At 69.8% G+C, this 24,379-nt stretch carries 29 protein-coding genes; 15 read left to right on the forward strand and 14 right to left on the reverse strand.

What is annotated here, in order from left to right:
• Window positions 1–326 (reverse strand): hypothetical protein (locus QJS31_RS24820; protein ID WP_306357832.1); only part of this gene is annotated, 326 nt, incomplete at its 3' end.
• A gap of 374 nt (window positions 327–700) precedes the next feature.
• Entirely contained in the window at window positions 701–1,510 is an 810-nt protein-coding gene (locus QJS31_RS24825; RefSeq protein ID WP_282777543.1) for an MBL fold metallo-hydrolase, read from the reverse strand.
• A 46-nt stretch (window positions 1,511–1,556) separates the two neighbouring features.
• Here QJS31_RS24825 and QJS31_RS24830 point away from each other — a divergent pair, with 46 nt between their 5' ends.
• Window positions 1,557–1,985, forward strand: coding sequence for a MerR family transcriptional regulator (locus QJS31_RS24830; RefSeq protein ID WP_282777545.1), 429 nt, complete (start codon window positions 1,557–1,559; stop codon window positions 1,983–1,985).
• Here the strand turns inward: QJS31_RS24830 and QJS31_RS24835 are convergent.
• Both QJS31_RS24835 and QJS31_RS24840 read right to left on the reverse strand, forming a co-directional pair.
• On the reverse strand, window positions 1,982–2,491 hold the full coding sequence (locus QJS31_RS24835) for a GNAT family N-acetyltransferase (RefSeq protein ID WP_282777547.1): 510 nt from the start codon (window positions 2,489–2,491) through the stop codon (window positions 1,982–1,984). The genes QJS31_RS24830 and QJS31_RS24835 overlap by 4 nt on opposite strands.
• A gap of 59 nt (window positions 2,492–2,550) precedes the next feature.
• Window positions 2,551–2,877, reverse strand: coding sequence for a helix-turn-helix transcriptional regulator (locus tag QJS31_RS24840; RefSeq protein WP_282777549.1), 327 nt, complete (start codon window positions 2,875–2,877; stop codon window positions 2,551–2,553).
• A 92-nt stretch (window positions 2,878–2,969) separates the two neighbouring features.
• On the opposite strand from QJS31_RS24840, the gene QJS31_RS24845 reads away from it, so the two are divergent.
• Window positions 2,970–4,166 (forward strand): MFS transporter, encoded by a 1,197-nt coding sequence (locus QJS31_RS24845; RefSeq protein ID WP_282777551.1) that lies wholly within the window; start codon window positions 2,970–2,972, stop codon window positions 4,164–4,166.
• A gap of 207 nt (window positions 4,167–4,373) precedes the next feature.
• Window positions 4,374–5,816, forward strand: coding sequence for a pentapeptide repeat-containing protein (locus QJS31_RS24850; RefSeq protein ID WP_282777553.1), 1,443 nt, complete (start codon window positions 4,374–4,376; stop codon window positions 5,814–5,816).
• On the opposite strand, the gene QJS31_RS24855 is transcribed toward QJS31_RS24850, so the two are convergent.
• A complete protein-coding gene (locus tag QJS31_RS24855; RefSeq protein WP_372341666.1) occupies window positions 5,813–6,895 on the reverse strand; it encodes a sorbosone dehydrogenase family protein in 1,083 nt (360 codons plus the stop codon). The two genes, QJS31_RS24850 and QJS31_RS24855, sit on opposite strands and share 4 nt — an antisense overlap.
• Window positions 6,896–7,564: 669 nt before the next feature.
• Between QJS31_RS24855 and QJS31_RS24860 the strand changes: the two genes are divergently transcribed.
• Window positions 7,565–9,556 carry a peptidoglycan DD-metalloendopeptidase family protein gene (locus tag QJS31_RS24860; RefSeq protein ID WP_282777555.1) on the forward strand — a complete coding sequence of 664 codons (1,992 nt, stop codon included), beginning with the start codon at window positions 7,565–7,567 and terminating at the stop codon, window positions 9,554–9,556.
• Between the two features lie 4 nt (window positions 9,557–9,560).
• Here the strand turns inward: QJS31_RS24860 and QJS31_RS24865 are convergent, their stop codons facing one another.
• Window positions 9,561–10,214, reverse strand: coding sequence for a class I SAM-dependent methyltransferase (locus QJS31_RS24865; protein ID WP_282777557.1), 654 nt, complete (start codon window positions 10,212–10,214; stop codon window positions 9,561–9,563).
• Between the two features lie 80 nt (window positions 10,215–10,294).
• Here QJS31_RS24865 and QJS31_RS24870 point away from each other — a divergent pair, with 80 nt between their 5' ends.
• The 5 genes from QJS31_RS24870 (at window position 10,295) to QJS31_RS24890 (ending at window position 13,934) form a co-directional block, all read left to right on the forward strand.
• Window positions 10,295–11,410, forward strand: coding sequence for an alcohol dehydrogenase catalytic domain-containing protein (locus QJS31_RS24870; protein ID WP_306357833.1), 1,116 nt, complete (start codon window positions 10,295–10,297; stop codon window positions 11,408–11,410).
• An 85-nt stretch (window positions 11,411–11,495) separates the two neighbouring features.
• Window positions 11,496–11,780, forward strand: a complete 285-nt coding sequence (locus QJS31_RS24875) for a type II toxin-antitoxin system Phd/YefM family antitoxin (protein WP_143981934.1) — start codon at window positions 11,496–11,498, stop codon at window positions 11,778–11,780.
• The gene (locus tag QJS31_RS24880) at window positions 11,777–12,286 is read left to right on the forward strand and encodes a type II toxin-antitoxin system VapC family toxin (protein WP_282777563.1); all 510 of its coding nucleotides are present in this window, start codon (window positions 11,777–11,779) and stop codon (window positions 12,284–12,286) included. The genes QJS31_RS24875 and QJS31_RS24880 overlap by 4 nt, the downstream gene beginning before the upstream one ends.
• A gap of 54 nt (window positions 12,287–12,340) precedes the next feature.
• Entirely contained in the window at window positions 12,341–13,081 is a 741-nt protein-coding gene (gene dapB / locus QJS31_RS24885) for a 4-hydroxy-tetrahydrodipicolinate reductase (RefSeq protein WP_282777627.1), read from the forward strand.
• Window positions 13,082–13,451: 370 nt separating this feature from the next.
• Window positions 13,452–13,934, forward strand: a complete 483-nt coding sequence (locus QJS31_RS24890) for a hypothetical protein (protein ID WP_282777566.1) — start codon at window positions 13,452–13,454, stop codon at window positions 13,932–13,934.
• 281 nt (window positions 13,935–14,215) lie between these two features.
• Here QJS31_RS24890 and puuE read toward each other — a convergent pair whose 3' ends face one another.
• From puuE to QJS31_RS24925, 7 genes are all read right to left on the reverse strand, one after another.
• Window positions 14,216–15,100, reverse strand: a complete 885-nt coding sequence (gene puuE / locus QJS31_RS24895; RefSeq protein ID WP_306357956.1) for an allantoinase PuuE — start codon at window positions 15,098–15,100, stop codon at window positions 14,216–14,218.
• A 26-nt stretch (window positions 15,101–15,126) separates the two neighbouring features.
• Window positions 15,127–16,158 carry an allantoicase gene (gene alc / locus QJS31_RS24900; protein WP_306357834.1) on the reverse strand — a complete coding sequence of 344 codons (1,032 nt, stop codon included), beginning with the start codon at window positions 16,156–16,158 and terminating at the stop codon, window positions 15,127–15,129.
• The gene (locus QJS31_RS24905) at window positions 16,155–17,369 is read right to left on the reverse strand and encodes an aldolase/citrate lyase family protein (protein WP_306357835.1); all 1,215 of its coding nucleotides are present in this window, start codon (window positions 17,367–17,369) and stop codon (window positions 16,155–16,157) included. Before QJS31_RS24905 ends, alc begins: the two co-directional genes overlap by 4 nt.
• Window positions 17,366–18,112, reverse strand: coding sequence for an aspartate/glutamate racemase family protein (locus QJS31_RS24910; protein ID WP_282777571.1), 747 nt, complete (start codon window positions 18,110–18,112; stop codon window positions 17,366–17,368). The genes QJS31_RS24905 and QJS31_RS24910 overlap by 4 nt, the downstream gene beginning before the upstream one ends.
• A gap of 5 nt (window positions 18,113–18,117) precedes the next feature.
• A complete protein-coding gene (locus QJS31_RS24915; RefSeq protein WP_282777573.1) occupies window positions 18,118–19,617 on the reverse strand; it encodes an NCS1 family nucleobase:cation symporter-1 in 1,500 nt (499 codons plus the stop codon).
• Between the two features lie 92 nt (window positions 19,618–19,709).
• Complete coding sequence (locus QJS31_RS24920; RefSeq protein ID WP_372341665.1) at window positions 19,710–20,447, reverse strand: GntR family transcriptional regulator; 738 nt, start codon at window positions 20,445–20,447, stop codon at window positions 19,710–19,712.
• Between the two features lie 241 nt (window positions 20,448–20,688).
• Window positions 20,689–21,207 (reverse strand): hypothetical protein, encoded by a 519-nt coding sequence (locus tag QJS31_RS24925; protein WP_282777576.1) that lies wholly within the window; start codon window positions 21,205–21,207, stop codon window positions 20,689–20,691.
• Between the two features lie 197 nt (window positions 21,208–21,404).
• Here QJS31_RS24925 and QJS31_RS24930 point away from each other — a divergent pair, with 197 nt between their 5' ends.
• Window positions 21,405–21,566, forward strand: a complete 162-nt coding sequence (locus QJS31_RS24930; RefSeq protein ID WP_306357836.1) for a hypothetical protein — start codon at window positions 21,405–21,407, stop codon at window positions 21,564–21,566.
• 90 nt (window positions 21,567–21,656) lie between these two features.
• Here the strand turns inward: QJS31_RS24930 and QJS31_RS24935 are convergent, their stop codons facing one another.
• Window positions 21,657–22,001, reverse strand: a complete 345-nt coding sequence (locus QJS31_RS24935; protein ID WP_306357837.1) for a DoxX family protein — start codon at window positions 21,999–22,001, stop codon at window positions 21,657–21,659.
• An 80-nt stretch (window positions 22,002–22,081) separates the two neighbouring features.
• Here QJS31_RS24935 and QJS31_RS24940 point away from each other — a divergent pair, with 80 nt between their 5' ends.
• The 5 genes from QJS31_RS24940 to QJS31_RS24960 all read left to right on the forward strand — a co-directional run bounded on the left by QJS31_RS24940 (window position 22,082) and on the right by QJS31_RS24960 (window position 24,318).
• Window positions 22,082–22,954 carry a sigma-70 family RNA polymerase sigma factor gene (locus tag QJS31_RS24940; RefSeq protein ID WP_306357838.1) on the forward strand — a complete coding sequence of 291 codons (873 nt, stop codon included), beginning with the start codon at window positions 22,082–22,084 and terminating at the stop codon, window positions 22,952–22,954.
• A gap of 53 nt (window positions 22,955–23,007) precedes the next feature.
• A complete protein-coding gene (locus QJS31_RS24945; protein WP_235204425.1) occupies window positions 23,008–23,325 on the forward strand; it encodes a DUF222 domain-containing protein in 318 nt (105 codons plus the stop codon).
• 73 nt (window positions 23,326–23,398) lie between these two features.
• Window positions 23,399–23,674 carry a hypothetical protein gene (locus QJS31_RS24950; protein ID WP_282777603.1) on the forward strand — a complete coding sequence of 92 codons (276 nt, stop codon included), beginning with the start codon at window positions 23,399–23,401 and terminating at the stop codon, window positions 23,672–23,674.
• Window positions 23,675–23,752: 78 nt separating this feature from the next.
• Complete coding sequence (locus tag QJS31_RS24955) at window positions 23,753–23,965, forward strand: hypothetical protein (RefSeq protein ID WP_306357839.1); 213 nt, start codon at window positions 23,753–23,755, stop codon at window positions 23,963–23,965.
• A gap of 101 nt (window positions 23,966–24,066) precedes the next feature.
• Window positions 24,067–24,318: a hypothetical protein gene (locus tag QJS31_RS24960; RefSeq protein WP_306357840.1), complete on the forward strand. Its 252-nt coding sequence runs from the start codon at window positions 24,067–24,069 to the stop codon at window positions 24,316–24,318.
• The last annotated feature ends 61 nt before the right edge of the window (window positions 24,319–24,379 follow it).

A 24,379-nucleotide genomic window follows, 5' to 3' on the forward strand; every position in this document is an offset into this window, starting at 1 on the left:
CGTCCCGCCACCCCCCGCGGAACCGGCACCCCCGGCCCCGGAGCCCGCCCCACCCGTGGACGTACCACCCCCACCCGCCCCGGTGGAAGGCGAGGCACCTCCACCGCCGCCCCCGGCGTAATCCACCCGCCCCCGGCGTAATCCACTCGCACCCGGCGTAATCCACTCGCACCCGCCCGTGCGCTCCGCTGTCGCGGCGTGCACGGGCGCACCGCGTAGGTGCCCGCGCCCGGTTCCACCGTCGCCTTCGAGCGAATGCCCTGCGCTGATGCGGCTTCGGTCGCGACCGCGGCCCGGATGGTTTCCTCGGTGTGTGCGGTGGCCACGGGTGTGACGGCAGCTGTCGACGGTCACGCCGTGGTACGGCTCGGCCACGGGCTACCGGCTATCTCCCCCCGATCCGTGCGAAATCCCCTGGACCCGGGTGGGCAGAGCCGTGCCGTTCGGCGATGCGGCCGTGTACCGCGCGCCCGGAGCCCGCTCTCCCGCGACGTCCTGGGATGAGCACGACCCGCTGCTGTCGCGGTCGGCGCTCGGCAACACGGCGGCGTGGTGCGCCCGCCCGCTCGTCGAACCGGCTGAATACCGAGCCGGGCTGTGTGTGGGGCCGGTAGCCGCCCGGCGTCGGTGCCCGGGGTGTCGGCCTGTCCCGGGCCGGACTCGCGGTGCCGAGTGTTGGCACCACGGGCTCGGCCCGCGTTCACGCGCTGTGGGCCGGGGCCTGCCGGGCCTGGAGCTGCCAGGGGTCGTGGGCGTTGAGGAGGGTGACCTCGTGCGGGTGGGTGCGGAGGAGTTCGCGGAGGCGGGCCTGGGTGCCCAGGCGGAGGTCGCGGTCGAATTCGGTGGACTGCTGGAGCAGGTCGAGCAGCGGGTGGGGCTGGGGTGGGAGGTCCAGTTCGCGGTGGTAGAAGAAGGCGTCGCCGCAGTGCAGGAGCCAGTGGTCGTCGTGGCGGACCGCGACGCCCGTATGGCCGGGGGTGTGGCCGCCGAGGGGGACCAGGCGGAAGTCGGGGCTCAGTCCCTGCACCGGGGTCGAGGTGAAGCCGAACCATTCGTCGCCGGGTTCGGGGGTGTAACTCACCCATGTCGGGCCGTGTGCCCAGTGCGCTGGGCGGTAGCGGCTCGCGGCGGATTCGGCCAGGGCCGTGGCCAATTCGGCGGCGTGGACATGCACTCGCGCGTGCGGGAAGTCCGGCAGGCCGCCGGAGTGGTCGACGTCGAGGTGGGTGAGGATGATGTGGCCGACATCGCCGGGGGAGTAGCCGAGCCGCTCGATCTGGCGGATGGCGGTTTCCTGCTCGTCGAGCGCCGGACGGGCGAAGTCGACCCAGTCCGGATCGAGGGTGCCCGCCGGATTCCGCACATTCTCCAGCCCGAGTCCGGTTTCGATGAGCACCAGATCGTCGGCGGTCTCCACCAGCAGGCAGTGGTTGACCGTGGGTGCGGGGGCCACGTCGTAGGTCGCTTCGATCTCGGCCATGGAGCCGCAGTTGAGGTGATGGATCTTCATGGGCGCTAGTCTGTGACTTGAAGCGCGCTTCAAGTCAAGGAGTGATATGTCCGAGGCCCTGTTGGATATCGCCGATGTCGCCGCTCGATCCGGGATGGCGGCCTCCGCCCTGCGCTACTACGAACAGCAGGGGCTCATCGTCTCGGCGGGCCGCAACGGCCTGCGCCGCACCTATGAACCGGAGGTGGTGCCCCGACTGGCGCTCATCGCCTGCGCCCGCCGTGCCGGCTTCACCATCGCCGAGATTCAGCACTTCCTGCGCGCCACCCCCGACGACACCGCCCTGCGTGCGCAATTGGCCCGGAAGGCACGGGAGGTCGACGAGGACATCGCCCGGCTCACCCGCATGCGCGACGGTCTGCGGCACGCGGCCGTCTGTACGCACTCCCGGCTCGTCGACTGCCCGGAATTCACGCGCACCTTCGCGCCGCCGGGCGCGAAATCACCCGGCGGCGACCACTGTTCGAACGATTAGGCCAGCTCGCGCCGCATGGCGATGCGGGGCCAGCGGTCCAGGCCGACCTCGGCCTCGTGGGCGCGAATCTCCCGCAGTTCCGGAGTGAGTTCCGCATCGGGTATCCGGCGGAAGCCGAGCCGCTCGTAATACGGTGCGTTCCAGGGCACTTCGAGAAATGTGGTGAGACTCAGCGCGGGCAGTCCTCGTGCCCGGGCGAAGTCGGCCAATTGTTCGATCATGGTGCGCCCGATGCCGTGGTGGGCGAAATCGGGGAGGACCGAGACCTGGCAGATGTGTTCGGTGTCGTCCACCTGCCTGCTGACGAGGTACGCGACGGGCATACCGTCGTCGTCCACGGTGACCCAGGCCCGGCCCGCGCGCAGGTGCGCGTCGAGGGTCTCGATGCTGGGCGGGTCGTCATCGGCGATCTCGAGCATGCCGAGGGTGCGGAAGGGCTCTCCGGCGGCGATCTCGATCTTCTGGAGTGTTGGCAGGTCCTCCGTCGTCGCGACGCGAATACGCATGAGACGACGGTAGCGCGGCCGGGGGTCCGATCGCTGCAGGGTTCATCGTCGGATCTGCACTATTTGTCGGTGGTGTCGCTCGACCTGTTGGCAGCCTCGAGCACCGCCTCGAGCAGGCCGGGCAGCGCCGCGCCGATCTCGACGGTGCGCAGGCGGACGAATGTCTGCCCATCCACGGATTCGCGATCGGTGAGCCCGGCCTCGCGCAGGATCTTGAAGTGGTGCGCGGCGGTCGACTTGCTGATCGAGTCGTAGAGCGCGCTGCAGCGCAGCGGTTCGCCCGCGGTGCCGAGCCGGCGCACCATCTCCAGACGAATCGGGTCCTGGAGCGCGCCGAGCACCGTGGACAGCGGCGCCACCGCGGGCTTCACATCGGTGTCGGACATGAGCTACCTCACTCGGAGACTGGTTTGACGATCATCGAACCAGGAGTATGGTCAGGTTCGATCACAATCAAACTTACCTGATGGAGAGTTCGATGTCAGCGGATGTTGCGGTTCGGGCCGAACCAGGCAGACAGACCTGGGCGTACGCGCTCGTACTCGCCGCCAGCGGCGTGGCACTGGGAGTGTCCGGGGTGCCGGCCCCGCTCTACGGCATCTACCAGCAGGAGTGGCATTTCACGCCGCTCACCACCACCTTCGTCTTCGCCGCCTACGCCGTGGCGGCCCTGGGCGCGGTGCTGGTATCGGGCCGGATCTCCGACGCCGTGGGCCGAAAGCCGGTGCTGCTGGGAGCCTTCGGCATCATGATCGCCGGACTGGTGGTGTTCCTGCTGGCCGACAATGTGGCCATGCTGCTGCTGGCGCGGGCGCTGCACGGCGCGGCGGTCGGCTCGACGGTGGTGGCGGGCGCGGCGGCGCTGCTGGACCTGCGGCCCGAACACGGTGCGCGCTCCGGGCAGCTGACCGGTGTGGCCTTCAACGTCGGCATGGCCGTCGCCATTCTGGGTTCGGCGCTGTTGGCGCAGTACGCGCCGTATCCGCTGCGCACGCCCTACGTGGTGATCACCGTGGTCTGCCTGCTGGTCGGCGTCGGCGTGCTGGCGCTGCGCGAACCGCACACGGCCCGGGTGGCCGGTCCCATTCGCATCGCCAAACCGGCGGTGCCGCAGGAGATTCGCGGCGACTTCTGGTTCTCGGCGCTGGGCGTGATGGCGGCCTGGTCGGTGCTGGGCGTGCTGCTGTCGCTGTATCCGTCGCTGGCGGCGGCCAAGACCGGGGTGCACAATCTCGTGTTCGGCGGCGCGGTGGTGGCGGCCACGGCCACCGCCGGTGCGCTGGCGCAGTTCTTCGCCACCGCCATTCCGGCCCGTCGCGCGGCCATCGCCGGGGATATCGGCATGGCGGCGGCGCTGCTGCTCACCCTGCCCGCGCTCGCCACCCACAACGGGGTGTGGGTGCTGGCCTCGGGGGTGCTGCTGGGTGCGACCTTCGGACTCGGCTTCGGCGGTTCGCTGCGTCACCTCTCCGATGTGGTGCCGCAGCACAAGCGCGGCGAGACCATGTCGGCCTACTACCTGCTGGCCTACTCGGCCATGGCGCTGCCGACGGTGCTGGCGGGCTGGGCGGCGACCACCTGGGGGCTGAATACGGTCTTCCCCTGGTTCGTCGGTGCGGTGGCGGTGGCGTGCCTGGTGGCGGCGGGCCTGGGCATGCGACGACGGACGGCTTGAGACGGCGATCGGGTTCCGCGCGGCAGGCGGTTCGAGGCGACCGGGCGGCGTGGAGAGCCCGCCCGGCGGTGGGAACCGTCGGGCGGACTTCGCTTTTCGGACATAGTGCCTGGTCGCGAACCATCCGGTCGGCTTCGAATCTCATGGAGCGGAACGGGAATCGGGGCTCCCTGTGCGCTCGCGCGCCGCGGTCGTTACCATCTCGCTATGCGGCGGCGTTGGGGGTGGTTCGGGTCCAAGACCGAGCGACGGACCCGAACGGCGCTCTCGCCGTCGGTGTTCCTGGCGGTCTCGAGCGGCGTGGCGGTGGCGGCTCTCACCTGGTGGGTGCTGTGGTTACTGTTCGGCGCGACCGATGCGCGCCCGGATCGGCTCGATCTCGCCGAGATCGCGCTCTGGGTGACCGCCGGGGTCGGCGTCGCGGTGGCGCTGGTGCTCGCCGCCAGACGGCAGCGCGATCACGACCGTGGCCGCTTCTCGGAGCTGTTCGGCGCGGCGGCCCTGCAACTGGGCGCCGCGGACGTCGCCGTGCGGCTCGCCGGCGTGTACGCCATGGCCGGGGTGGCCGACGAATTCCCCGAACGCCCCCGACGCCAGCAGTGCATCGACGTGCTGTGCGCCTACCTGCGGCTGCCGTACGCGGCCAAGGAGGGCGTCAACCACCTCGTCTCCCGCACCGAGCGGCTGGAGGAGGACGGCGCGGGGGTGGAGCGGGTCTACCACTACCGGCAGAACGACCGGCAGGTGCGCGACACCATCGTGCGCGTCATCGCCGAACACCTGCGCGACACCGCCGAGAGTTCGTGGTCGGCATGCGATTTCGACTTCACCGAGGCGGTACTGGAGAACGCCGACTTCCAGAACGCGGTCTTCGCGGGCGACAGCACCCGCTTCACCAACACCGATTTCGTCGCCTCCCGCGTCACCAGCTTCGAGGGCGCGCGCTTCATCGGACGGCGGGTCAGCTTCCAGGGCGCGGCCTTCCGCGGCCGCGGCGTGACCTTCCAGCACGCGCGATTCCACCCGCCGGAGGCGGATCGCGCCGATCCCGACAGCACGGCGGTGAGCTTCGCCGAGGCCAGCTTCTCCTGTCCGACCAGCTTCGAATCCGCCGAATTCTCCGGTGCGCGCACCACGTTCGACCGCGCCACCTTCGCCAACCAGCGCACCAGCTTCGGTGAGGTGAACTTCGGCTCCGCGCTCACCTCCTTCGGCCGCGTCGTCTTCGACGGTGACCGCATCTCCTTCGACAGCGCCGAATTCTCCGGGGCCAAGGTCGCGTTCACCGGTGCCCGCTTCTACGCCGAGGGCACCAGCTTCGACGGCACCCAGCTCGGCGCGCGGCAGCGCTGGCGCTCCGGCGGCACCCAGGAGATCGACTTCGCCGACGCCGAATACCACGGTGCGGTGTCCTTCGCCGACGCCGTCTTCGAGGCGCGCTCGGTGTCCTTCACCGGCGGCGACTTCTTCGGCGACATCTCCTTCCGCCGCGCCGCCCTGCACGCCCGCGAGGTGTCCTTCGAGCGGCCCAAGGCGTGGGTGGGGACGCAGTTCGACTGGGACGACGACCCCGGTGCGAAACCGGAGAACGTGAAGCCCGAGCACTGGCCGCCGCGCCCGGTGAGCTCGCAGCTGGAACCGCTGATCTAACGCGCGGGGAAGCGGACGATCCGATCGTCGCCGTCCCGCACGTCGCCGCGGCCGTCGGTATTCGACGTGGTCAGCCAGAGCGCACCGTCGGGTGCCACCGCCACCGTGCGCAGCCGCCCGAGCCGATCGGCCAGGCGCGCGGTCGGGGTGCCGAGCGCGCCGTCGCGCAGCGGCACCGTCCACAGCCGCTCGCCGCGCAGCGCGGCCACGTAGAGCGTGTCCCCGGCGATGGCGACACCCGAGGGCGACGCCTCCGAGGTGTCCCAGGTGACCAGCGGATCGACGAATCGGTCACCGCCGCCGACCCCCTCCACCTCCGGCCAGCCGTAATTGCGGCCCGGTTCGATCAGGTTGATCTCGTCGGCCCGGTTGCGGCCGAATTCGGCGGCGAACAGGCGGCCCGCGGAATCCCACGCCAGCCCCTGCACATTGCGGTGGCCCAGGCTGTAGACGGGGGAGCCCGGCGTGGGATTGCCGGGTGCGGGGTCGCCATCGGGTGTGAGGCGCAGGATCTTTCCGTTCGGACTGCTCGGATCCTGCGACAGCGCCGGGCGACTCGCGTCGCCGGTACCGACGTAGAGCATGCCGTCCGGACCGAAGGCGATCCGGCCACCGTCGTGGATGGACGCCGCCGCGATGCCGGAGAAGATCACTGTCGGTGGTTCGCCGAGCCGGAAGCGCACGATGCGGTTCTCGTCGGCGGCGGTGAAATAGGCGTACACGTAACGGTCTTCGGCATAGTTCGGGGAGACGGCGAGGCCGAGCAGCCCGCCCTCCCCGGCCGCCGCCACCTCCGGCACCGCGTACACCGGCTCCGCCGCCGTGCCCGGCACCACCCGCAGTATCCGACCGGTATCGCGTTCGGCGACCAGCGCGCTCCCGTCGGGGAGGAAGGCCAGCCCCCAGGGCGCGTCCAGCCCGTGCACCAGATCCTGTCCCGCGTCCAGATCCGGCACTCCCGAGGAACTGCTGGGCGCGAGCGACGTGGCGACGACCCGCGAATCACCGGAGCGGTCCGCACCGTCCCCGCAGGCCGTGACCGCGCCCAGCGCGAGGAGACCCGCCGCGATCACGCGCAGTGGCACCGAAGTCCCTGTCCGCCAACGTGACCGGCCGCAGCCCCAGCGCTGTTCGCCGTAGCTCCGCTGCTGTTCGTTGGAGTTGCGGTGTTGTTCGCTGGAGCTGTGGTGCTGTTCGTTGGAGTTGCGGTGTTGTTCGCTGGAGCTGTGGTGTTGCTTGCTGGAGTTGCGGTGTTGTTCGCTGGAGCTGTGGTGTTGTTCGCTGGAGCTGTGGTGTTGTTCGCTGGAGCTGTGGTGTTGTTCGCTGGAGCTGTGGTGCTGTCCGCTGGAGCTGTGGTGCTGTCCGCCGTAGCCCCGGCACCGGTCGCCGGAGCGGGGTGCCGCAGTCGCGGACACGGTGCCGAACGGGGGGATTCCGCGCATACCCTCCATCCTGCGCCGTCCAGTTCGTTTTGGGCGGAGATCGAGCTGTCGCCGCCCCGAGCCACCGGTCAGCATCGTGCGTCCGTGCACCGGACCGCGCGGTGAACACTCCCGGGAGATACCGCCGTCCTCGCTCCGGGCATGGCAGAATGACCTCGCGATCTGTGCCGATCACGCCCGACCCGTTCGCGCCGAAGGAGCATGACCGATGCCTCGCTCAGTGCAGTCCACCGCATCGGCGGTCGGCGCACCTGTTCCGGCGGTCGTGGTCGGTCCGCTCACCGCACCGGCCGGGAGCGCCCTCGCGTGACGGGCTCTCGCCTGGCGATGATCGCGGGCGGCACGGTGCTGGCACTGGTCACCCTGCTGCTGGTGATCGTCCTGCCCGCCAGCGACGACGCCTGCGCCCCCGGTATGCCCGCCATTGCCACCACGACACGCGCTGCGACGGAACCGAATTGCCCGGCCACCGGTGCACCGGCCGAGGTCGGCCTGCAGGAGGGGGCGCTGCGCGCGCTGCGCTGCGTGGTGGCCCGGTTCGGCATGATGGATATGCGCGGACGCGTGGACGACAGCGCCTATCCCGATCATGCGAGCGGACGCGCGGTGGAATTCATCGTGGGCTCCGATGGCATCGGTCAGGCCAAGGGGGACGCCATCGTCGCCTTCCTCCAGGAGAACGCCGCGAATTTCGGTGTGGAGTACGTGATCTGGAAACAGCGCAGCTGGACCCCCGACACGGCGGCGGGCGTGCGCTGGACGCCGCTCGCGGATCGCGGCAGCGACGAACTCAACCATATGGACCGGGTGCAGGTCACCGTGAAGGAACAGGCGACCACTCCGGCCCTCGGCGACCCGACCGTTTCGCTGGCGGCCATGCCCGGTCCGGTCAACGAGGCGGGCGGGCTGCGCCCCAATGGCTCTCGCAGCTTCCCGCTCGCGGCGAACTCCTACACCGTGTCCGATGTCTTCGGTTCGCGCGGCGGCGGCCACCACGGCGTCGACCTGGCCGCCCCCTCCGGCACTCCCATCTTCGCCGCGGCCGACGGCCGCGTGGTGGCCGCGGGACCGGCCTCCGGTTTCGGCGGCTGGGTGGTGATCGACCACCTCGACGCGAAGGGGAACCGCTACTCCACCGTCTACGGACATATGTACCTGCCGCAGATCTATGTGAAGGTGGGCGATGTCGTGCGCGCCGGACAGCACATCGCCGACGTCGGCAATGCCGGTGAATCCACCGGACCGCACCTGCATTTCGAACTCGTCCCCGGCGGCCGCATGACCGGTGGGCGGGCGGTGGACCCGATGCCGTGGCTGTCGGGCGGTGCCATGCCGTCGCTCGAGGATCTGGTCTCGGTGTTCTGCGACAACGGTTTCGGCAGCCCGGGCGGCAATCTCGCCAGCGGCAAGGTGCCGCCGGAGCTCGAGATCTGGTACCGGCGCGCCGGGTCGCTGTGCCCGCAGATCAGCGCCTCGCTGCTGGCCGCGCAGGGCCAGGCCGAATCCGGCTTCCGGCGCGGCGCCGTATCTCCGGCGGGCGCACAGGGTTTGGCGCAGTTCATGCCCGGCACCGCGGTCTCGGCCGCACCGGACGGCCAGCCCTACGTCATCGACGCCGACGGCAACGGCGTGGCCAGTGTGTGGGACGACGGCGACGCCATCATCGGTCAGGGCCGCTACATGTGCGCGCTCGCGGACAAGGTGCAGGGCTGGATCGACCAGGGCACGGTGGCCGGTGACGTCACGGCGCTGACGCTGGCCGCCTACAACGCCGGTGAGGGAGCCGTGCTGGCCTCGGGCGGCATGCCCAACCAGTACGCCGCGCACTACACCGAGACCCGCCCCTACGTGGCGCGAATCCTGGCCGCGGAGGCCGGATTCCGCAGTATGGGCAGTGCCGGACGCTTCGTCCCCGATCCGGACGCGGATCTGGGTCCGCAGATCGTGGAGGCCGCGCACGACTGGGTCGGCACCCCCTACGTCTTCGGCGGCGGTGGCCCGCAGGGGCCGTCCGCCGGTGGGTTCGACGAAGCGGGCTTCACCGCCGCGGCCGTTTCGGCGGCCAGCGGCGGCAGCATCACCCTGCCGACCACGGTGGAACAGCAGTGGGAGGTGGGCACGGAGGTGCCCGCGAGCAGGGTCGCACCCGGTGACCTGGTCTTCAGTGATTTCCGCGCCCGCGGACCGGTGCTGGTCGGCATCTACACCGGCGGCGGTTCCATGGTGTACGCGCAGCCCGACGGCACCGTGCGGGAAGCGCCGGTGCCCGGCGATATGCGGGCGCGCCGCATCGGATGACCGGTCAGCGGCGGCGAGCCACCGTGATCACATCGGGAATCAGGAAGTCCGGCAGCGGCGGCCGGTGCACCTTGCGCTGATCGGTCACCTCGAAACCGGCTCGCTCCAGCAGCTTTCGCGTCTCCTGCGGCGAGGGCGCGTGCGCCGGGAACTTCGGGCTGCGGGTGAGCCGCTGTAGGGGTCGGCTGGCCGGGGCGGACGGATGCACGGTGGCGATGGCCACCAGACCGCCGGGCGCGAGCACCCGGTGGAATTCGCGCAGCGCCGCCGGATGGTCGAAGAAATGGAAGGCACTGGTGGTGACCACCGCGTCGAGTTCGCCGTCGGCCAGCGGCAACCGCTCGGCCGGGCCGCGTACCCAGCGCACCGCGGTGGAACGCCGCCCGGCCCGGGCGAGCATGCCCGCCGAGGCGTCCACCCCGTACACCACCTCGGGGTGCAGTTCGCGCTCGATGCGATCGGTGAGAATGCCGGTGCCGCAGCCGATATCGGCGATCCGGCGGGAACCGGCGGCGCGCAGTTCGGCCACCACCTGATCCTGCGGCGGCCGGTACACGAGGCGTTGCAGCGTCGCACTGTCGTAGGCGCGGGCGACCTGCCCGAAGAAATCGGTCACCACATGGTTGAGCGCCCGGCTGGACGTCTGGACTCTGCTCATGGTCGCCTCCTGGTGTCTGGGACAATAGAAGCAGGCTTCGGGTCGTTCCGGAAGGGGGAAAATTGGGTACCGTCTGGCCCATGAGGATTCGTGGTGCAGTACTGGAGCGGATCGGCGCGGAGCCGCCCTACGAGCGGTCCCAGCCGATAACCGTGAGCGAACTCGACCTGGCCGAGCCCGGAGCGGGCGAATTGCTGGTCCGGATCGAGGCCGCCGGACTGTGCCATTCGGACCTGTCGGTGGTGGACGGCAACCGGGTGCGGCCGGTGCCCATGCTGCTCGGCCACGAGGCGGCCGGGCGGATCGAGGCGGTGGGGCCGGGGGAGAGCGCGCTGCGCGTCGGCCAGCGGGTGGTCATGACCTTCCTGCCGCGCTGCGGGGAGTGCGCCGGATGCGCCACCGAGGGGCGCACCCCGTGTCTGCCGGGCAGCCTCGCCAACAATGCGGGCGAACTGCTCGCGGGTGGGCGGCGACTGCTGCGCGACGGCGGCGAGGTGCACCACCATCTCGGAGTGTCCGGCTTCGCCACCCATGCCGTGGTCGACAGCCGTTCGGTGGTGCCGGTCGACGACGACGTGCCCGCCGACGTGGCGGCCGTGCTGGGCTGCGCCGTGCTGACCGGCGGTGGGGCGCTGCTGAATTCGGCCAAGCCGGGACCGGCCGACCGCATCATGGTGGTCGGGCTCGGCGGGGTCGGCATGGCGGCCGTACTGGTGGCCGCCGCGCTGCGGGAGGGCACCGGACGCGATGTGATCGCCGTCGACACCGTGCCCGAGAAGTTGAAGCTCGCCACGGAATTCGGCGCGACGGCCGCTTACACCCCGGCCGAGGTCGCCGCCGAGGGCATCCAGGCCGAGATCGTCATCGAAGCGGCGGGCAATGTCCGCGCCTTCGAAACCGCCGTCGCCGCAACGGCTCCCGGCGGCACCACGGTGACCGTCGGCCTGCCCGCCCCGGACGCGACCGCCACCATCTCCCCGCTCGGACTGGTCGCCCAGGGCCGCTCCATCGTCGGCAGCTACCTCGGCTCCGCCGTGCCGTCCCGAGACATCCCCGAGTACGTGCGCATGTGGCGAGAGGGCAGCCTCCCGGTGGAACGCCTCATCTCCGCCCGCATCCGCCTCGAGGACGTGAATCAGGGCATGGACGAACTGGCCTCCGGCCACGCCTTGCGCCAGATCATCGTCTTCGACTGACGTCTGGACGCCGAATGCTGATCATTCGGATCGGCTATGGACCGAAGTGACTAGTTTGACTAGCCTGGATGTGGGAGGTGGTCAGATGGTGGACGAGGCTCGACGAACCCGCATGGACGTCGCGTGGCCGCTGGCGGAGGCCAAAGCCAAGCTGTCCGAATTGATCGACAAGGTCGAACGGGAGGGACCGCAGGTGATCAGCAGGCGCGGACGTGAGGTGGCCGTCGTGGTGCCGGTGGACGAGTGGCGTCGGAAGAGTGCGCGCACCGGTAGCCTGGCTCAGTTCTTCGCCGAATCGCCGCTACGCGACTCCGGGGTGGTGATCGAGCGCGAGCGCAGTGATTCCCACCACCGGGACGTCCGGCTGTGAATTTTCTCCTCGACACCAACGCGGTATCGGAATGGGTGAAGCCCCAACCGAATCGAGGGCTGGCCGACTGGCTCGACTCGATCGACGAGGACCGCACATTCCTCAGCGTCGTGACGCTCGGTGAATTGCGTAGGGGCGTCGACAGACTGCCGGACGGCAGACGGCGGGAGCGGCTGTCCGCATGGTTGACGGAGGAGGTGCCGGATCGTTTCGCGGGTCGGCTGCTACCGATCGACGAGGTCGTCGCGCTGGCGTGGGGACGATTGCGGGCCCGGGTGGACGTGCTGGGCCGCTGCGTCGACCCGGTCGACGGACTCATCGCCGCGACCGCCGAATCTCACGGGCTCACGATTGTGACCCGCAATGTGCGGGACTTCGAAGTGACCGGCGTGCCGATCGTCGATCCGTGGACCCGATCGGCGCGCGGGCTGCACGGTGCCGTACTCGGTGACGTGGAGGGGGACGCATCCCACCGGGGGTCCGGCGGTGCTCGGTGGGCGCAGTAGGCTCACTGGCGACTGCCGAACGACGGGTGAGGAGAACAGGTGACCACGAACCGGATCCGGGTGGGTGTGCTCGGGGCGCAGGGCAAGGTCGGGCAGGCGATCTGCGCGGCGGTCGAGGCGGCCGATGATCTGGAACTGGTCGCGCGGGTGGACAAGGGGGACGCACTGGACGCGTTCGCCGAGTCCGGGACGCAGGTCGTGGTCGACTTCACCCACCCCGACGTGGTGATGCCGAATCTGCGGTGGCTGGTCGAGCACGGGATCCACGCCGTGGTCGGCACCACCGGCTTCGATGCCGCGCGGCTCGACGAGGTGCGCGGGTGGCTGGCGCAGAACCCGGAGGTGGGCGTGCTCATCGCGCCGAACTTCGCCATCGGCGCGGTGCTGTCCATGCGGTTCGCCGAGCAGGCGGCGCGGTTCTTCGACTCCGTCGAGGTCATCGAACTGCACCACCCCAACAAGGCCGACGCGCCGTCGGGCACCGCCTACCGCACGGCCGGGCTGATCGCCGCCGCACGCGAGAAGGCCGGGGTCGGACGCAGCCCCGACGCCACCACCACCGAACTCGAGGGCGCGCGCGGCGCGGATGTGGACGGGGTGCGGGTGCACTCGGTCCGCCTCGCCGGACTGGTCGCCCATCAGGAGGTACTGTTCGGCACCCAGGGCGAGACTCTCACCATCCGCCACGACTCCATCGACCGCACCTCCTTCGCACCGGGCGTACTGCTGGGCGTCCGCAAGACCCCACACCGCCCCGGCCTGACCGTGGGCATCGACCCGCTGCTGGACCTGTGAGCCGGCTCGCCATGACAGCGTGCCGCGCGTACGGCGGCGGCAAGCGGCGCGGTGTGGCCGTGCTGGAGTTTGTGAGTGGACCGGTGGCACAGCGCGCTTCCCGCATGGTGGGCGGTGGCAAGCGGCGCGGTGTGGCCGTGCGGGGATTTGTGAGTGGGCCGGTGGCACAGCGTGCCTCCCGCATGGTGGGCGGCGGCAAGCGGCGCGGTGTGGCCGTGCGGGGATTTGTGAGTGGGCCGGTGGCACAGCGTGCCTCCCGCATGGTGGGCGGCGGCAAGCGGCGCGGTGTGGCCGTGCTGGAGTTTGCGAGTGCGCCGATGACACGGCGTGCTTCGCGGATGGCGGTGCCGGCTGGCAGGGAGGCGCGGTCGTGAGCGATACCGGCGGCAACCGGTCGCTGCGGACCATCGCGCTGATCGTCTTCCTGGTGGTCGCGCTGGGGTTCTACTTCCTGCTGCTCGGGCGGATCGCGCTCAGCCTGCTCGGATCCGGCGACCTGGCGGCCATCGGCATCGGCGTCGGCGTGCTGATTCTGCCGATCGTCGGCGTCTGGATCGTCTACAGCTCGGTCCGGGCCGCCCTCGACCATCAGCGCCTGGCCCGCCGCATGGCCGAGGACGGCCGGGAACTGGACGTCTCCGACCTGCCGCGGCGACCCTCCGGCCGCATTCAGCGCGACGCCGCCGACCAGCTCTTCGCCCAGGTGAAAGCCGAATGGGAGGCTGACCCGGACAACTGGCGCACGTGCTACCGGGTGGCCCGCGCCTACGACTACGCGGGCGACCGCTCCCGCGCCCGCGAAATCATGCGCCGCGCAGTGGAGCTGGAGAAACTGGAGCGCCAGGGCGGCTGAGCACCCTGGGCGAATGCCCCGAGCGCTGTCGCCGGGCGGGCGCACTCCTGTCCGCACCGCTGCGCTTGGGCAGTCTGCGCCAGGGGCGCAGGGTGGGCAAGCGCAGCACCCTCCGCCCCAGCGCGACTCCCCGGTCCTGAACCCCCGATCCTTAGGGCCGCCGGTCTTCGACTCCCAGCGGCCCCGCGATCCCGGGGTTCCGGTCCTGCGGATCGAGCCCCTGGCCGCCGAGTCCGACTATCGAGCCACCACCGGTTCACGAGTACACCGGAGTTCCGCGCTCAGCGGGCCGGATGCACCGTGCGCCAGTGCTCGGCGATATCGATCCGCCGCGCCAACCACACCTTCTCGTGCGACTGCACGTAGTCCAAGAACCGCTCCAGCGCCGCCGCCCGCGCGGGCCGCCCCGCGAGTCGGCAGTGCAGTCCGACGGACAGCATCTTCGGTGCCCCCGCCATCCCCTCGGCGTACAGCACGTCGAACGCGTCCCGCAGATAGGCGTAGAACTCGTCCCCGTTGGCGAATCCGGCCGCCGACGAGAAGCGCATGTCATTGGCTTCCAGCGTGTACGGCAGCACCAGCTGATCGGTGTCGCCGACCCGCACCCAGTACGGCAGGTCGTCGGCGTAGGAGTCGGAGTCGTAGACGAATCCGCCGTGCTCGACGACCAGTTCCCGGGTGTGCGGCGAATCGCGTCCGGTGTACCAGCCGCGCGGCGGTTCACCGAACAGGCGGGTGATGATCTCCACCGCCTCCGCCATATGCTTGCGCTCGGTCTCGCGGTCGATCGTCTGGTAGGAGATCCAGCGCAGCCCGTGGCAGGCGATCTCGTACCCGTTGCGCTGGAACGCCGCCACTGCCTCGGGATTGCGTTCCAGCGCCCGGGCCACCCCGAAGATGGTGAGCGGGATATCGCGCCGTTCGAAGGCGCGCAGCACTCGCCACAGTCCGGCGCGGGAGCCGTACTCGTAGAGCGACTCCATGCTCAGGTGCCGGTCCGGGAACGACTGCGCCGGAACGATATCGGAGAGGAACGTCTCCGATCCCTCGTCGCCGTCCAGGACACAGTTCTCGCCGCCCTCCTCGTAGTTGAGCACGAACTGCACCGCGATATTCGCCTCGCCCGGCCATTGCGGATGCGGCGGGTTGGGGCCGTAGCCGACCATATCCCGCGGGTAGGTGTCGAATTCGGTCACGACAACTCCTCGTATTCGGCCCGCAGCCGTGCGCGGGCATCCTCGGTCAGGGTGCCCACCAGCCGCAGCCGGGCCAGGCCGCCGTCGGGGTAGGCATCCAGGCGCACCTCGGTCACCGCCGCCTCGGAGCCGATGGCGAAGCGGTGCCGGGTGTCGGGGCGCAGCACCGTGCGCGGCAGCAGCTCGACCTCGCCGCCGTCGGCGCGAATTCCGGTGAGGGAGGCCGCGCCCGGGCTGTTGAACAGGAAGTAGGAGGTGTCGATCTCGGCCATGGTGAGCACACCCTCCCCGGCCAGCCGTACTCGCACCCAGTCGTTGTCGCGGTTACGGCGGCGCGCGGTCTCCCAGCCGTCACCCATGACCCGCGCCCGGCCGGGCATCAGAATGTTCTGCGGATGTGAGTAGAAGCGGTTGGAGCAGTCGGCCACCAGCCCGCCGTTCTCCAGTGCCGCCAGGTCGAACTGTCCCGAATCCAGCAGCCGCAGATCGGGTTTCGCTTCACCGTGCACGCGCAACCGGGCCACGCCGCCGTCGGGGAACATGCGCAGCCGCACATGCGTCCAACGCTTGCGCGAATCGACGGAGAACGGGTTGCGGCTGTCGCCCTCGACCTTCGCCCGCCGCACCAGGGTGGTCCAGTCGTCCCTGGCGACCAGCTCGTCGGTGGACGGATACCCTTCCACCGCAATGGCCTCGACGGACACCTCGGGCGGGTAGTTGCCCTTGAACCAGGCGGTGTCGACCACCACTCCGTGGATCACGCCGGGCACGCCGAGGCGCACGATGGCGGTATCGCAGTCGTCGCCGTCCGGATGCGCGCCCAGGTCGCCGCGGCGCCGCCGGGTCTCCCAGCCGTCGTAGACCTGTCCCTTGTGGCCGAAGGTGGCGGGGGAGTAGGTGGACTCCTCCGGACGGATGAGATTCTCCTTCTCCGCGAAGGATTCGTCATTGGCCCACACCACGGCGCCGCCGAGGGTGCGCAGGGCCAGATCCGGGAGCAGCGTGAAATCGGGGGTCGTGCCGGTCATAGGGTCGGCATCTTCCTTTCTCGCAGTTGGTGCAGGACGTCGACGGTGGCGCGGGGGACCAGCGCGGTGACCTCGGCGGGGGTGAACGCGCCGCAGTCGAGTCCGCGCAGCACCACGGTGGCCAGCGCCTGTGCGGTGGCGGGCTCGTCCACCACGGCCCCGCCCTGGCGGTCCAGGTAGCGGCCGATGCGCGGTGCGGCGACGCCGAGCGCGGTGCGGTAGAACGCGAAGGTGGCCAGCCAGCGGGTGACCAGATGTCCGGCACCCATATCCCAGCCCTGGTAGTAGCCGCGCTCCAGCGAGCGCGTGACGAGCCGGTAGTGCCGCGAGAGCGCCTCGCGCACTTCGTCGTCGGTGCCCAGCGGCAGCACCTGGGTGGAGCCGTCGCACACCCACACCCCGGTCTGTGCGGCGGCGGCCTGCATGACGGCCTTGGCGTGATCGGCCACCGGATGTTCCAGCGACTGGAACTGCGGTGCGATACCGCAGGCGGCGCTGTAGTCGTAGGTGCCGTAATGCAATCCGGTGCAGCGTCCGGCGGCGCGGTGGATCGCCCGGGCCACCGTGGCGGTGCCGTCGGCGGCGATCACCGCCTGCGGGCTCTCGATCTGGAGCTCGAACTTCAGTGCACCCGAGGGCAGTCCGTGCGCGGATTCGATGGCATCGCAGAGCAGGACGGCGGTGTCCACCTGGTCGGCGTCGCGAATCTTGGGAATGGTGAACACGAAACCCGACGGCACCCCGCCCGCCCCGTCGAGCACCCGTTCCAGGGTGCGCACGGCCCGCGCCCACTCCAGGGTGGTCAGACCCTTGATCCGAATGCCGCGCGAGTACACCTGCGGGGGCAGCTCCCGCAGGATCTCGCCGGCGCGCGACGCGTCCCGATCCTCGATCTCGTCGCCGCGGGTGCCGTAGCCGTCCTCGAAATCCAGGCGCAGATCCTGAATCGGCCGCTCCCGCAGCCGGTCCAGCACCAGTTCCACCACGTCGTGCCCGGCCAGTCCGGTCAGCAGTTCGCGATGCTTCTCACCCAGTTCGATGGCCGCCGCGCCCCAGCGGCGCGGCAGGTCGACGGTGGCGTCGGCGGCACCGATGTAGGCGGTGTGGATCGGCTGCCCGGGGCGGTCCCCCGGGTAGTGCCGCGCCAACCGCGCATCGACCGCCTCGAGTCGGGATTCGATCCCAGCCAGCACATCCGGTGGCAGGGTCACAGGCGCTTGTCCTTTCCGTCGGTTCCGAATTCGGCGAGCAGGCCGATATAGCGTTTGGGCAGCGGGGCCGCGAACTCGCCGCGGCCGGATTTGCGCAACCCCATGGTGACCAGCGACTGCACGGTCAGTGTCGCCGCGCCGACCCCGTCCACCACCGGTACGCCCACTTCCTCGGTGAGGTACTCGCACAGATCCGCCATCCCGGCGCAGCCGAGCACGATGGCATCGGACCCGTCGGCGTGCACCGCCTCCCGGCAGGCGTCGGCGATCACGGTGCGCGCCTTGGGATCCTCGAGTTCCAGCACCGGGATCTCACAGGCGTGCACGCCGAGGCAGAACCGCGCCATCCCATAGCGTTCCGCCAGATCATGGGCCCGCCCCGCGGTGCGCGCCAGCGTGGTGACCACGCTGAACCCGCGCCCGAGATGGCTGGCCGCGTGCATGGCTGCCTCGGCGATGCCGATCACCGGTCCGCGCGCCAACTCCCGCGCCGCGTCCAGCCCCGGGTCGCCGAAGCAGGCCAGCACATACCCGTCCACGCCCAGCTGCTCCCCGCGCGCGATCTCGGCCAGCACGCCGGGTACGGCCAACGCCTCGTCGTAATGCGATTCGATGGAGGCTGGACCCATGCTCGGCGTGATCCCCTCCACCACGGTGCCGGGCGCGACCACCGCGCGGGCGGCCTGCTCGATCACCGCCGTCATGGCGGCCGTCGTATTGGGGTTGATCACACGAATACGCATATCCCTCACCGAGTTTCGGGCGCGGGTAGCTTCAGTGGCCCGCGCGTGGCCAGCAGGTGGTAGCAGACGAGCCCGAGTGCGCAGCCGATGAACCAGCTGTACTGGGCGGCGGTGTACATACCCGTGATATCACCGGAGGTGAGCACCGGGAATACGGCCACCGCCGCGCCGATCGCGGTGGCCAGCACGGCGGCCGGGTTGTATCCCTTGCGGTACCAGTAGGTTCCGGTCTTCGCCATGGTGAACAGGTCGTCGACGATCACCCGCTGCTTGCGCACCAGGTAGTAGTCGGCGATGAGCACGCCGAACAGCGGGCCGATGAACGCGCCCAGGGTCTCCAGCGTGTAGTGGATGACCTCCGGGTTGTTGTACAGGTTCCACGGCGTGATGAGCACCGAACCGACGGCCGCGATCATGCCGCCCGCCCGCCAGCTGATGCGCTGCGGATCGACGTTGGAGAAGTCGAAGGCGGGGGAGATGAAGTTGGCGACGATATTGATGCCGATGGTGGCGATGCTGAAGGTGAGCGCGCCCAGCACGATCGCGAAGGTGTTGTCGATGCGGGCCACGGTCGCGACCGGGTCGGTGATGAGTTCGCCGTACACCGGCAGCGTCAACCCGGCGGTGATCACCACGAGCAGCGAGAACACCAGGAAGTTCAGCGGCAGGCCCAGCAGGTTGCCGCGCTTGACGGCGGCGAAGCTGCGGCCGTAGCGCGAGAAGTCGCCGAAGTTGAGCATCGGTCCGGAGAAGTACGACACCACCAGCGCGATCGCGCCCAGCATGACCGGCACCGCCTCCCAGCCGGACAGCGTGACCGCGCCCAGGTTCAGGTCGATGGCGCTCCACCCGGCCTTCCAGATGAGGTAACCGCACAACACGAACATGACCACGTAGACGGCCGGGCCGCAGAAGTCGATGAACTTGCGAATGGACTCCATGCCGCGCCAGAACACCGCCGCCTGCAACACCCACAGCAGCAGGAAGCTGCCCCAGCCCAGGGCGGACAGGCCCGCGAAGCCGTAATCCCCGACCACCGCGTACGGGGCAAGTCCCGGGAACAGTTTGATCAGCACCACGTCCAGGGCCGCCGAGGCCAGGAAGGTCTGGATGCCGTACCAGGCAACCGCGATCAGGCCGCGGATGATGGCCGGGATATTCGCGCCGAGCACGCCGAAGGCGCTGCGACAGATCACCGGGTAGGGCACGCCGGTGATCTGGCTGGGCTTGGCGACCAGATTGCACAGCCCGTACACGATGGTGATGCCGACGACCAGCGCCACCAGCACCTGCCAGCTGTGCAGACCGAGGGCGAACAGGCTGCCCGCGGTGACGTATCCGCCGACGCTGTGCACGTCCGACATCCAGAACGCGAAGATGTTGTAGGTGCTCCAGGTCTGGTTTTTCAGCGGGGCGAGATCCTCGTTGGTGAGTCGGGGATCGTATGCCGGCGCGGTGGTCGCCGGGGCCGCCTCGGTCCTCGGCGACACAACAGTGTCGGTCATGGTCGCACATCCGATCGTGAAGTCCCGCTCACGGGCGGGAAAAGGCATTTGCGCGACGCTATCGAGTGGGTATTGCCCGGGTGTTGCGAAAACTATATATCTTTTACGGCGTCCGAATCGGCGGCCAGCAAGCCGCTGGTCGTCGGCAGCTGATCCAGCACCCCGGTCATGCGCGCATGGTGCTGCGCGGTTGCCGCCAGCAACGCCTCGGCATCGCGGGCCAGGAAGGCGTCCAGCTGCCGTCGGTGGTCGGCGTGCAGCACCACCCGATCGGCGGTGGTCACGTGCACCATGGGCTGCACCGGCTCGGTGATGTTCCAGGCGTACTCCAACATGTGTACCAGGCGCGGCATCCCCGACGGCCGCACCAGGGCGAGGTGGAATTCCCTGGTCTCGCGGTGGTAGGCGACCGCGTTCTCGGTGAGCACCGCCCGCTCCATGCGGTCGTGCGACTCCCGCGCCGCCCGGTGGTCCGCGGCGGTGGCGCGCGGAACCGCCGCCAGCAGCGCCGTGGACTCCAGGCGTTCGCGCACCAGGTACAGCTCCCGCAACTCCGCGGCGGTCAATTGCGTGACGCGGTATCCGAGGTTCGGCTTGTGCTCGATGAGCCCCTCACCGATCAGGGTTTGCAGTGATTCCCGCACCGGAATCGCGCTGGTTCCGAACTCCCGCGCCAGCTCTCCGAGCGGCATCCCGGTGCCGGGCGGCAGGTTTCCCTCCAGGATCAGCCTGCGCAACTCGTCGAGCACCTCGTGCTGCGCGTAGCCGCGCCGCGCGTCGTGCGGCGGGGTGAGCTGCGGCAATCGCGGGAGGCGGGGGCGAGGTGGCACCCCGCAACGGTAGCCGTCACCGTGCCCGCCGCTGTGGTCGGCCGCGTACTCGCACGGCGTAGTCGCGTGCGCCCCGTTCGCGCACCCGGCCGCCCGTTCCGGCGGACGCGGGCGTCGTCGCCGGGGCCAGTGGTCGGCCGTGCTCTCGGGTCGGTAGTGCTGTCGGAGGCCGACCCGGTCCATGGTGAGCGAGTTGGTCGACGGCGCGGCGCGCGTCTACGACCTGATCGTTCAGGGTTACTCAGCGGGTCGTGGTGGCGGTGAGGTCGTCGAGCAGGATCATGACCTCGCCCTGCTGCTTGACCACGTGCACGAGTCGCACCCGCAGGCCCGTCAGGCTGGCGTCCGTCATAGGCGGCACCTCGAGTTCCACATGCTGCCACTCGCCGCTCGCGGGCACATTGGTGAACTGCGCTCGCGCCGCGCCCTGCACGGATTCCAGCCGGGCGTCCACGCGGATGGCGGCGTGCGGGGAACGCACCCACAACCGAAGGGCGGTGAGCTCACCCGCGATGGTGAACGGCCGACCGGCCCTGGCGACCAGGTCCACCTCGAAGTCGTCGGCGGCCCGGCGGATCAACAGCACCAGCGCCCGGTAGTCGCGTCCGGCGGCGCCGTCGGCGAAGGATGCCAACTCCTTGTTGGGCGCTCCCTCCGCGAAGGTGGTCAGATGCGTCCGCTCCGCGCCCGCACCGCCGAGTTCCCAGTTGCCCTTGTCTTCGAAGTCGTCCAGGAGCACCTCGACCGATGCTTCCGACATCCCCGCCGTCCCTTCGTTATTCGTGCCCGGTGGACCGCTGCGGCCCGCCGAGAACCCTAGCGGTCCACGTCGGCGCCCGCGCACTGATCGCGTCCTCGACCACGGGCGGTCACCACCCGTTCACGTCCGGGTCCGATGAATATCGGTGACGCACGCCGTCACTACGGATAATCGTTCGTCCGAACCGGGAGTTACCTGTGAACACCGAACTGATCCGGCGCTGGGTGCGCGACGAGCGCCTGTCCCTGGCGGACTTCCTCGCCGGGCTCAGCGCCGACGACTGGGACCGCGCCTCACTCGGCGATCTCCTGCTCGCCGCCACCGGCCGCCTCGAACCGCGCACGCTGTCCCCGGCATAGCCAGCGGGAGCCTGAAAGTCTCGGCGTCCGAACCGAATTCTGGCGGTTCCGTGTTGATGTCGTGCGGGTCACTCGTCATGACGAGGACAGTCAGGTGAGTTGCAGTGCCAGCGCGGCCACCGCGAGCGCCAGATAGGGCAGCGGGTAGCCGACGTCCGACCACGCGCGGGCACGCACTACGGTCGCGAGTGCCAGTACGAAGTACACCGCCAAACCGGCGGCCGCCGCTAGTGCCAGAGGCTGCGCTGCCAAGCCGATCAGCAGCCCCACTCCGCCCACGGCCTTGGCGCCCGCCAACCCCGGCAGCCAGTTGCGCGGCACGCCGTAGCGGGCCATGTTGCCTGCTACCCAGTCGGTCCGGATTATGTCGACACCGGCCGCGACGAGTGCTGCCAGGGCCGCCAGTGCGGACACGATGATGGCTGCGGTAGACATGGGACATCTCCTCGGTTCGCTGCTCTCCCCGATGAAAGGGACTCGTGCAGTAGACGAACGGGCGTGAGGAAAGGTGACCGATGTCCGATCGAGGCGAGCTGGCGAGGCAGTTCGAAGCACAGCGCCCGCACCTGTGCGCCGTCGGCTATCGCATGCTCGGCTCATGGGCCGCGGCGGAGGACGCGGTCCAGGACACGTGGTTGCGCCTGCACCGCACCGACCCCGCCGAGGTGGCGAACCTACCCGCCTGGCTGACCACGGTGATCTCGCGAATCTGCCTGGACCACTTGCGTTCCCGCGCCGCCCATCCCGACCGCCCACTCGACGACGTTTCCTCCGACCTACGGGACACCACCCACGACCCGGAACAGGCGGCGGTGCGGGCGGACTCGGTCAGCCGTGCCCTGCTGGTGGTGCTGGATCGGCTGTCGCCCGCCGAACGGGTGGCTTTCGTGCTGCACGACGTCTTCGCGGTGCCGTTCGACCAGATCGCCGCGGTCGTCGACCGCACACCGGCGGCCGCCAAACAGCTCGCCAGCCGCGCCCGTCGACGCGTCCGGGGCAACCCCGCGGTTTCCAGCGTGGATCTCGCCCGGCACCGCCGCGTGGTCGAGGCGTTCCTGGACGCCGCCCACACCGGCGATGTCGAAGCGCTGCTCGAGATCCTGGCTCCCGACGTTGTCCGCCGCGCCGACGCCGCGGCCGTCCCCACCGGCACCCCGCTCACCGCGCACGGCATCACCCGCGTCACCGAGGATATCGCCCGATTCGGCCGTCGCGCCGCGTTCGCCGAACCCGCCCTCATCGACGGAACGGTCGGCGCCGTGGTCGCTCCGCGAGGTCGCCTCACCCTGGTCCTGCGCTTCCAGGTCGAAGGGACTCACATCACCGAATACGAAGTGATCGCCGACCCCGACCGGCTGCGCGGCTTGGACATCGCCGTACTCGCCTGAGCATCCGTCGCGTTTCTCGAACATATGTTCTATCATGCGGTAGGCTGCGTCAGGTGACCACACATTCGACCGCGCTGGCGCCGAATGCTCCAGCACCAGGATGGCCGGACCTGGCCGATGTCGACCTGCTGCGCACCCTCGTCGAAACCGAACGCCGCCGGAGGCGACTGGACGCCGCCATGCGCGCCGCCGTCGCCGAGGCCGAGCGCCGTGGGCTCGCCGCGGATACCGGCTATCGGGACACCGTGGAGTTGCTGACCGATCTGTTGCGCATCAGTGCGACCGAAGCGCGTCGGCGCATCGAGTACGCGGCTCCGCAGGTTCGTTCGCGTTCCAGAAAGGTGTGGCGGGTGTTGGCGACCGCAGGCTGAGGTGGCCGCCGGGTGCGCGGAATGCCACGGCGGATTTCCGCCGGTGCCGTGTGGTGCTAGGTTGGGCCTGGGGGTGCACGGTCATCGTGACCGGGCGCTCGGAGCAAGCGGCGGTAGCCGCGGCGCGGCGGCTCTGACCATCACCCTGTCGAAGGTCCTCGCGGACACCGGCATCACGGGCGTCTCCGTCGATCCGGGTTTCGTGCAGACCGACTTCTCACCCATCAACCGCGCCCAAGCGCCACTCACCGCCGCACAGGGCGCCGAACCGGTGGTGGCGGCCGCGATGCGGACAATCGACGCCGCCTCCGGCTCGTTCGTGAGCCGTGACGGAATGGTGCCGTGGTGACAATAGGCATCGACGAAACGATCGAGACCCCGCATTTGGGGGCAGCCGAATTCGACTGCCCCACCATACGATTCAGCCATGATCCGTCAAACCCGAACACTGCGCATAACTGTCGCCACCCTCGCTGTCGCCACCGGAATCGTCACCGCGGCCGGTTCCGCCACCGCGGAAACCACCGGCACCGGCAGCAGTTCCATCGGCACCGGTTCCGCCGACGTGATGCAGAACCTCCTCACCTCGCTCGCCTGTGCCGTGGGCGCCATGTCCTGTCCCATCGTCATACCGAATTGATCGTGGGCGCGATGGGTGAGAACGTCCAGTCGGTGTCGCCGAGCCGGACCCTATCCTGTAGACGCGCATTTGCGTGTCGGGTCCGGCAGGAAGGAGTCGATATGGCCGACCTGGATCGTGGGCAGCTCGTCGAACTCGTCGCGCGCATAGCGAGTGCCGAAGGTAGCGATGAACAGTTGGACGAATGGCTCACTCAGCTGACGAATACGCTGGCGGACCCACGTATTTCCGACTACATCTTCTGGGACTTCTCCGACCCTCCCCTGACCCCCGAGCAGATTGTGGATAGAGCGCTGGCGTACCGGCCGATCGAGCTGGGTGGCCCCGAGCAGCCTGAGAATCGACCGCGCTGACCTGGCCGCTGACCGAATGCGCCGAGGTGGCCGAGGGGAATGCCGGGCGCTGCAGTGCCGG

Source organism: Nocardia sp. CC213A, assembly GCF_030766805.1.
Classification (GTDB): domain Bacteria; phylum Actinomycetota; class Actinomycetes; order Mycobacteriales; family Mycobacteriaceae; genus Nocardia; species Nocardia otitidiscaviarum.

What these genes read in the sequence shown, in the direction of transcription:
- QJS31_RS24845 (WP_282777551.1), top strand. Translation starts at nt 2,970, where the DNA reads ATGTCAGCGGATGTTGCGGTTCGGGCCGAACCAGGCAGACAGACCTGG.
- puuE (WP_306357956.1), bottom strand. Translation starts at nt 15,100, where the DNA reads ATGGTCGGCTACGGCCCCAACCCGCCGCATCCGCAATGGCCGGGCGAG.
- QJS31_RS24875 (WP_143981934.1), top strand. Translation starts at nt 11,496, where the DNA reads ATGGTGGACGAGGCTCGACGAACCCGCATGGACGTCGCGTGGCCGCTG.
- QJS31_RS24865 (WP_282777557.1), bottom strand. Translation starts at nt 10,214, where the DNA reads ATGAGCAGAGTCCAGACGTCCAGCCGGGCGCTCAACCATGTGGTGACC.
- QJS31_RS24925 (WP_282777576.1), bottom strand. Translation starts at nt 21,207, where the DNA reads ATGTCGGAAGCATCGGTCGAGGTGCTCCTGGACGACTTCGAAGACAAG.
- QJS31_RS24830 (WP_282777545.1), top strand. Translation starts at nt 1,557, where the DNA reads ATGTCCGAGGCCCTGTTGGATATCGCCGATGTCGCCGCTCGATCCGGG.
- QJS31_RS24850 (WP_282777553.1), top strand. Translation starts at nt 4,374, where the DNA reads ATGCGGCGGCGTTGGGGGTGGTTCGGGTCCAAGACCGAGCGACGGACC.
- QJS31_RS24910 (WP_282777571.1), bottom strand. Translation starts at nt 18,112, where the DNA reads ATGCGTATTCGTGTGATCAACCCCAATACGACGGCCGCCATGACGGCG.
- QJS31_RS24940 (WP_306357838.1), top strand. Translation starts at nt 22,082, where the DNA reads ATGTCCGATCGAGGCGAGCTGGCGAGGCAGTTCGAAGCACAGCGCCCG.
- QJS31_RS24960 (WP_306357840.1), top strand. Translation starts at nt 24,067, where the DNA reads ATGGCCGACCTGGATCGTGGGCAGCTCGTCGAACTCGTCGCGCGCATA.
- alc (WP_306357834.1), bottom strand. Translation starts at nt 16,158, where the DNA reads ATGACCGGCACGACCCCCGATTTCACGCTGCTCCCGGATCTGGCCCTG.
- QJS31_RS24870 (WP_306357833.1), top strand. Translation starts at nt 10,295, where the DNA reads ATGAGGATTCGTGGTGCAGTACTGGAGCGGATCGGCGCGGAGCCGCCC.
- QJS31_RS24955 (WP_306357839.1), top strand. Translation starts at nt 23,753, where the DNA reads ATGATCCGTCAAACCCGAACACTGCGCATAACTGTCGCCACCCTCGCT.
- QJS31_RS24825 (WP_282777543.1), bottom strand. Translation starts at nt 1,510, where the DNA reads ATGAAGATCCATCACCTCAACTGCGGCTCCATGGCCGAGATCGAAGCG.
- QJS31_RS24915 (WP_282777573.1), bottom strand. Translation starts at nt 19,617, where the DNA reads ATGACCGACACTGTTGTGTCGCCGAGGACCGAGGCGGCCCCGGCGACC.
- QJS31_RS24935 (WP_306357837.1), bottom strand. Translation starts at nt 22,001, where the DNA reads ATGTCTACCGCAGCCATCATCGTGTCCGCACTGGCGGCCCTGGCAGCA.
- QJS31_RS24835 (WP_282777547.1), bottom strand. Translation starts at nt 2,491, where the DNA reads ATGCGTATTCGCGTCGCGACGACGGAGGACCTGCCAACACTCCAGAAG.
- QJS31_RS24840 (WP_282777549.1), bottom strand. Translation starts at nt 2,877, where the DNA reads ATGTCCGACACCGATGTGAAGCCCGCGGTGGCGCCGCTGTCCACGGTG.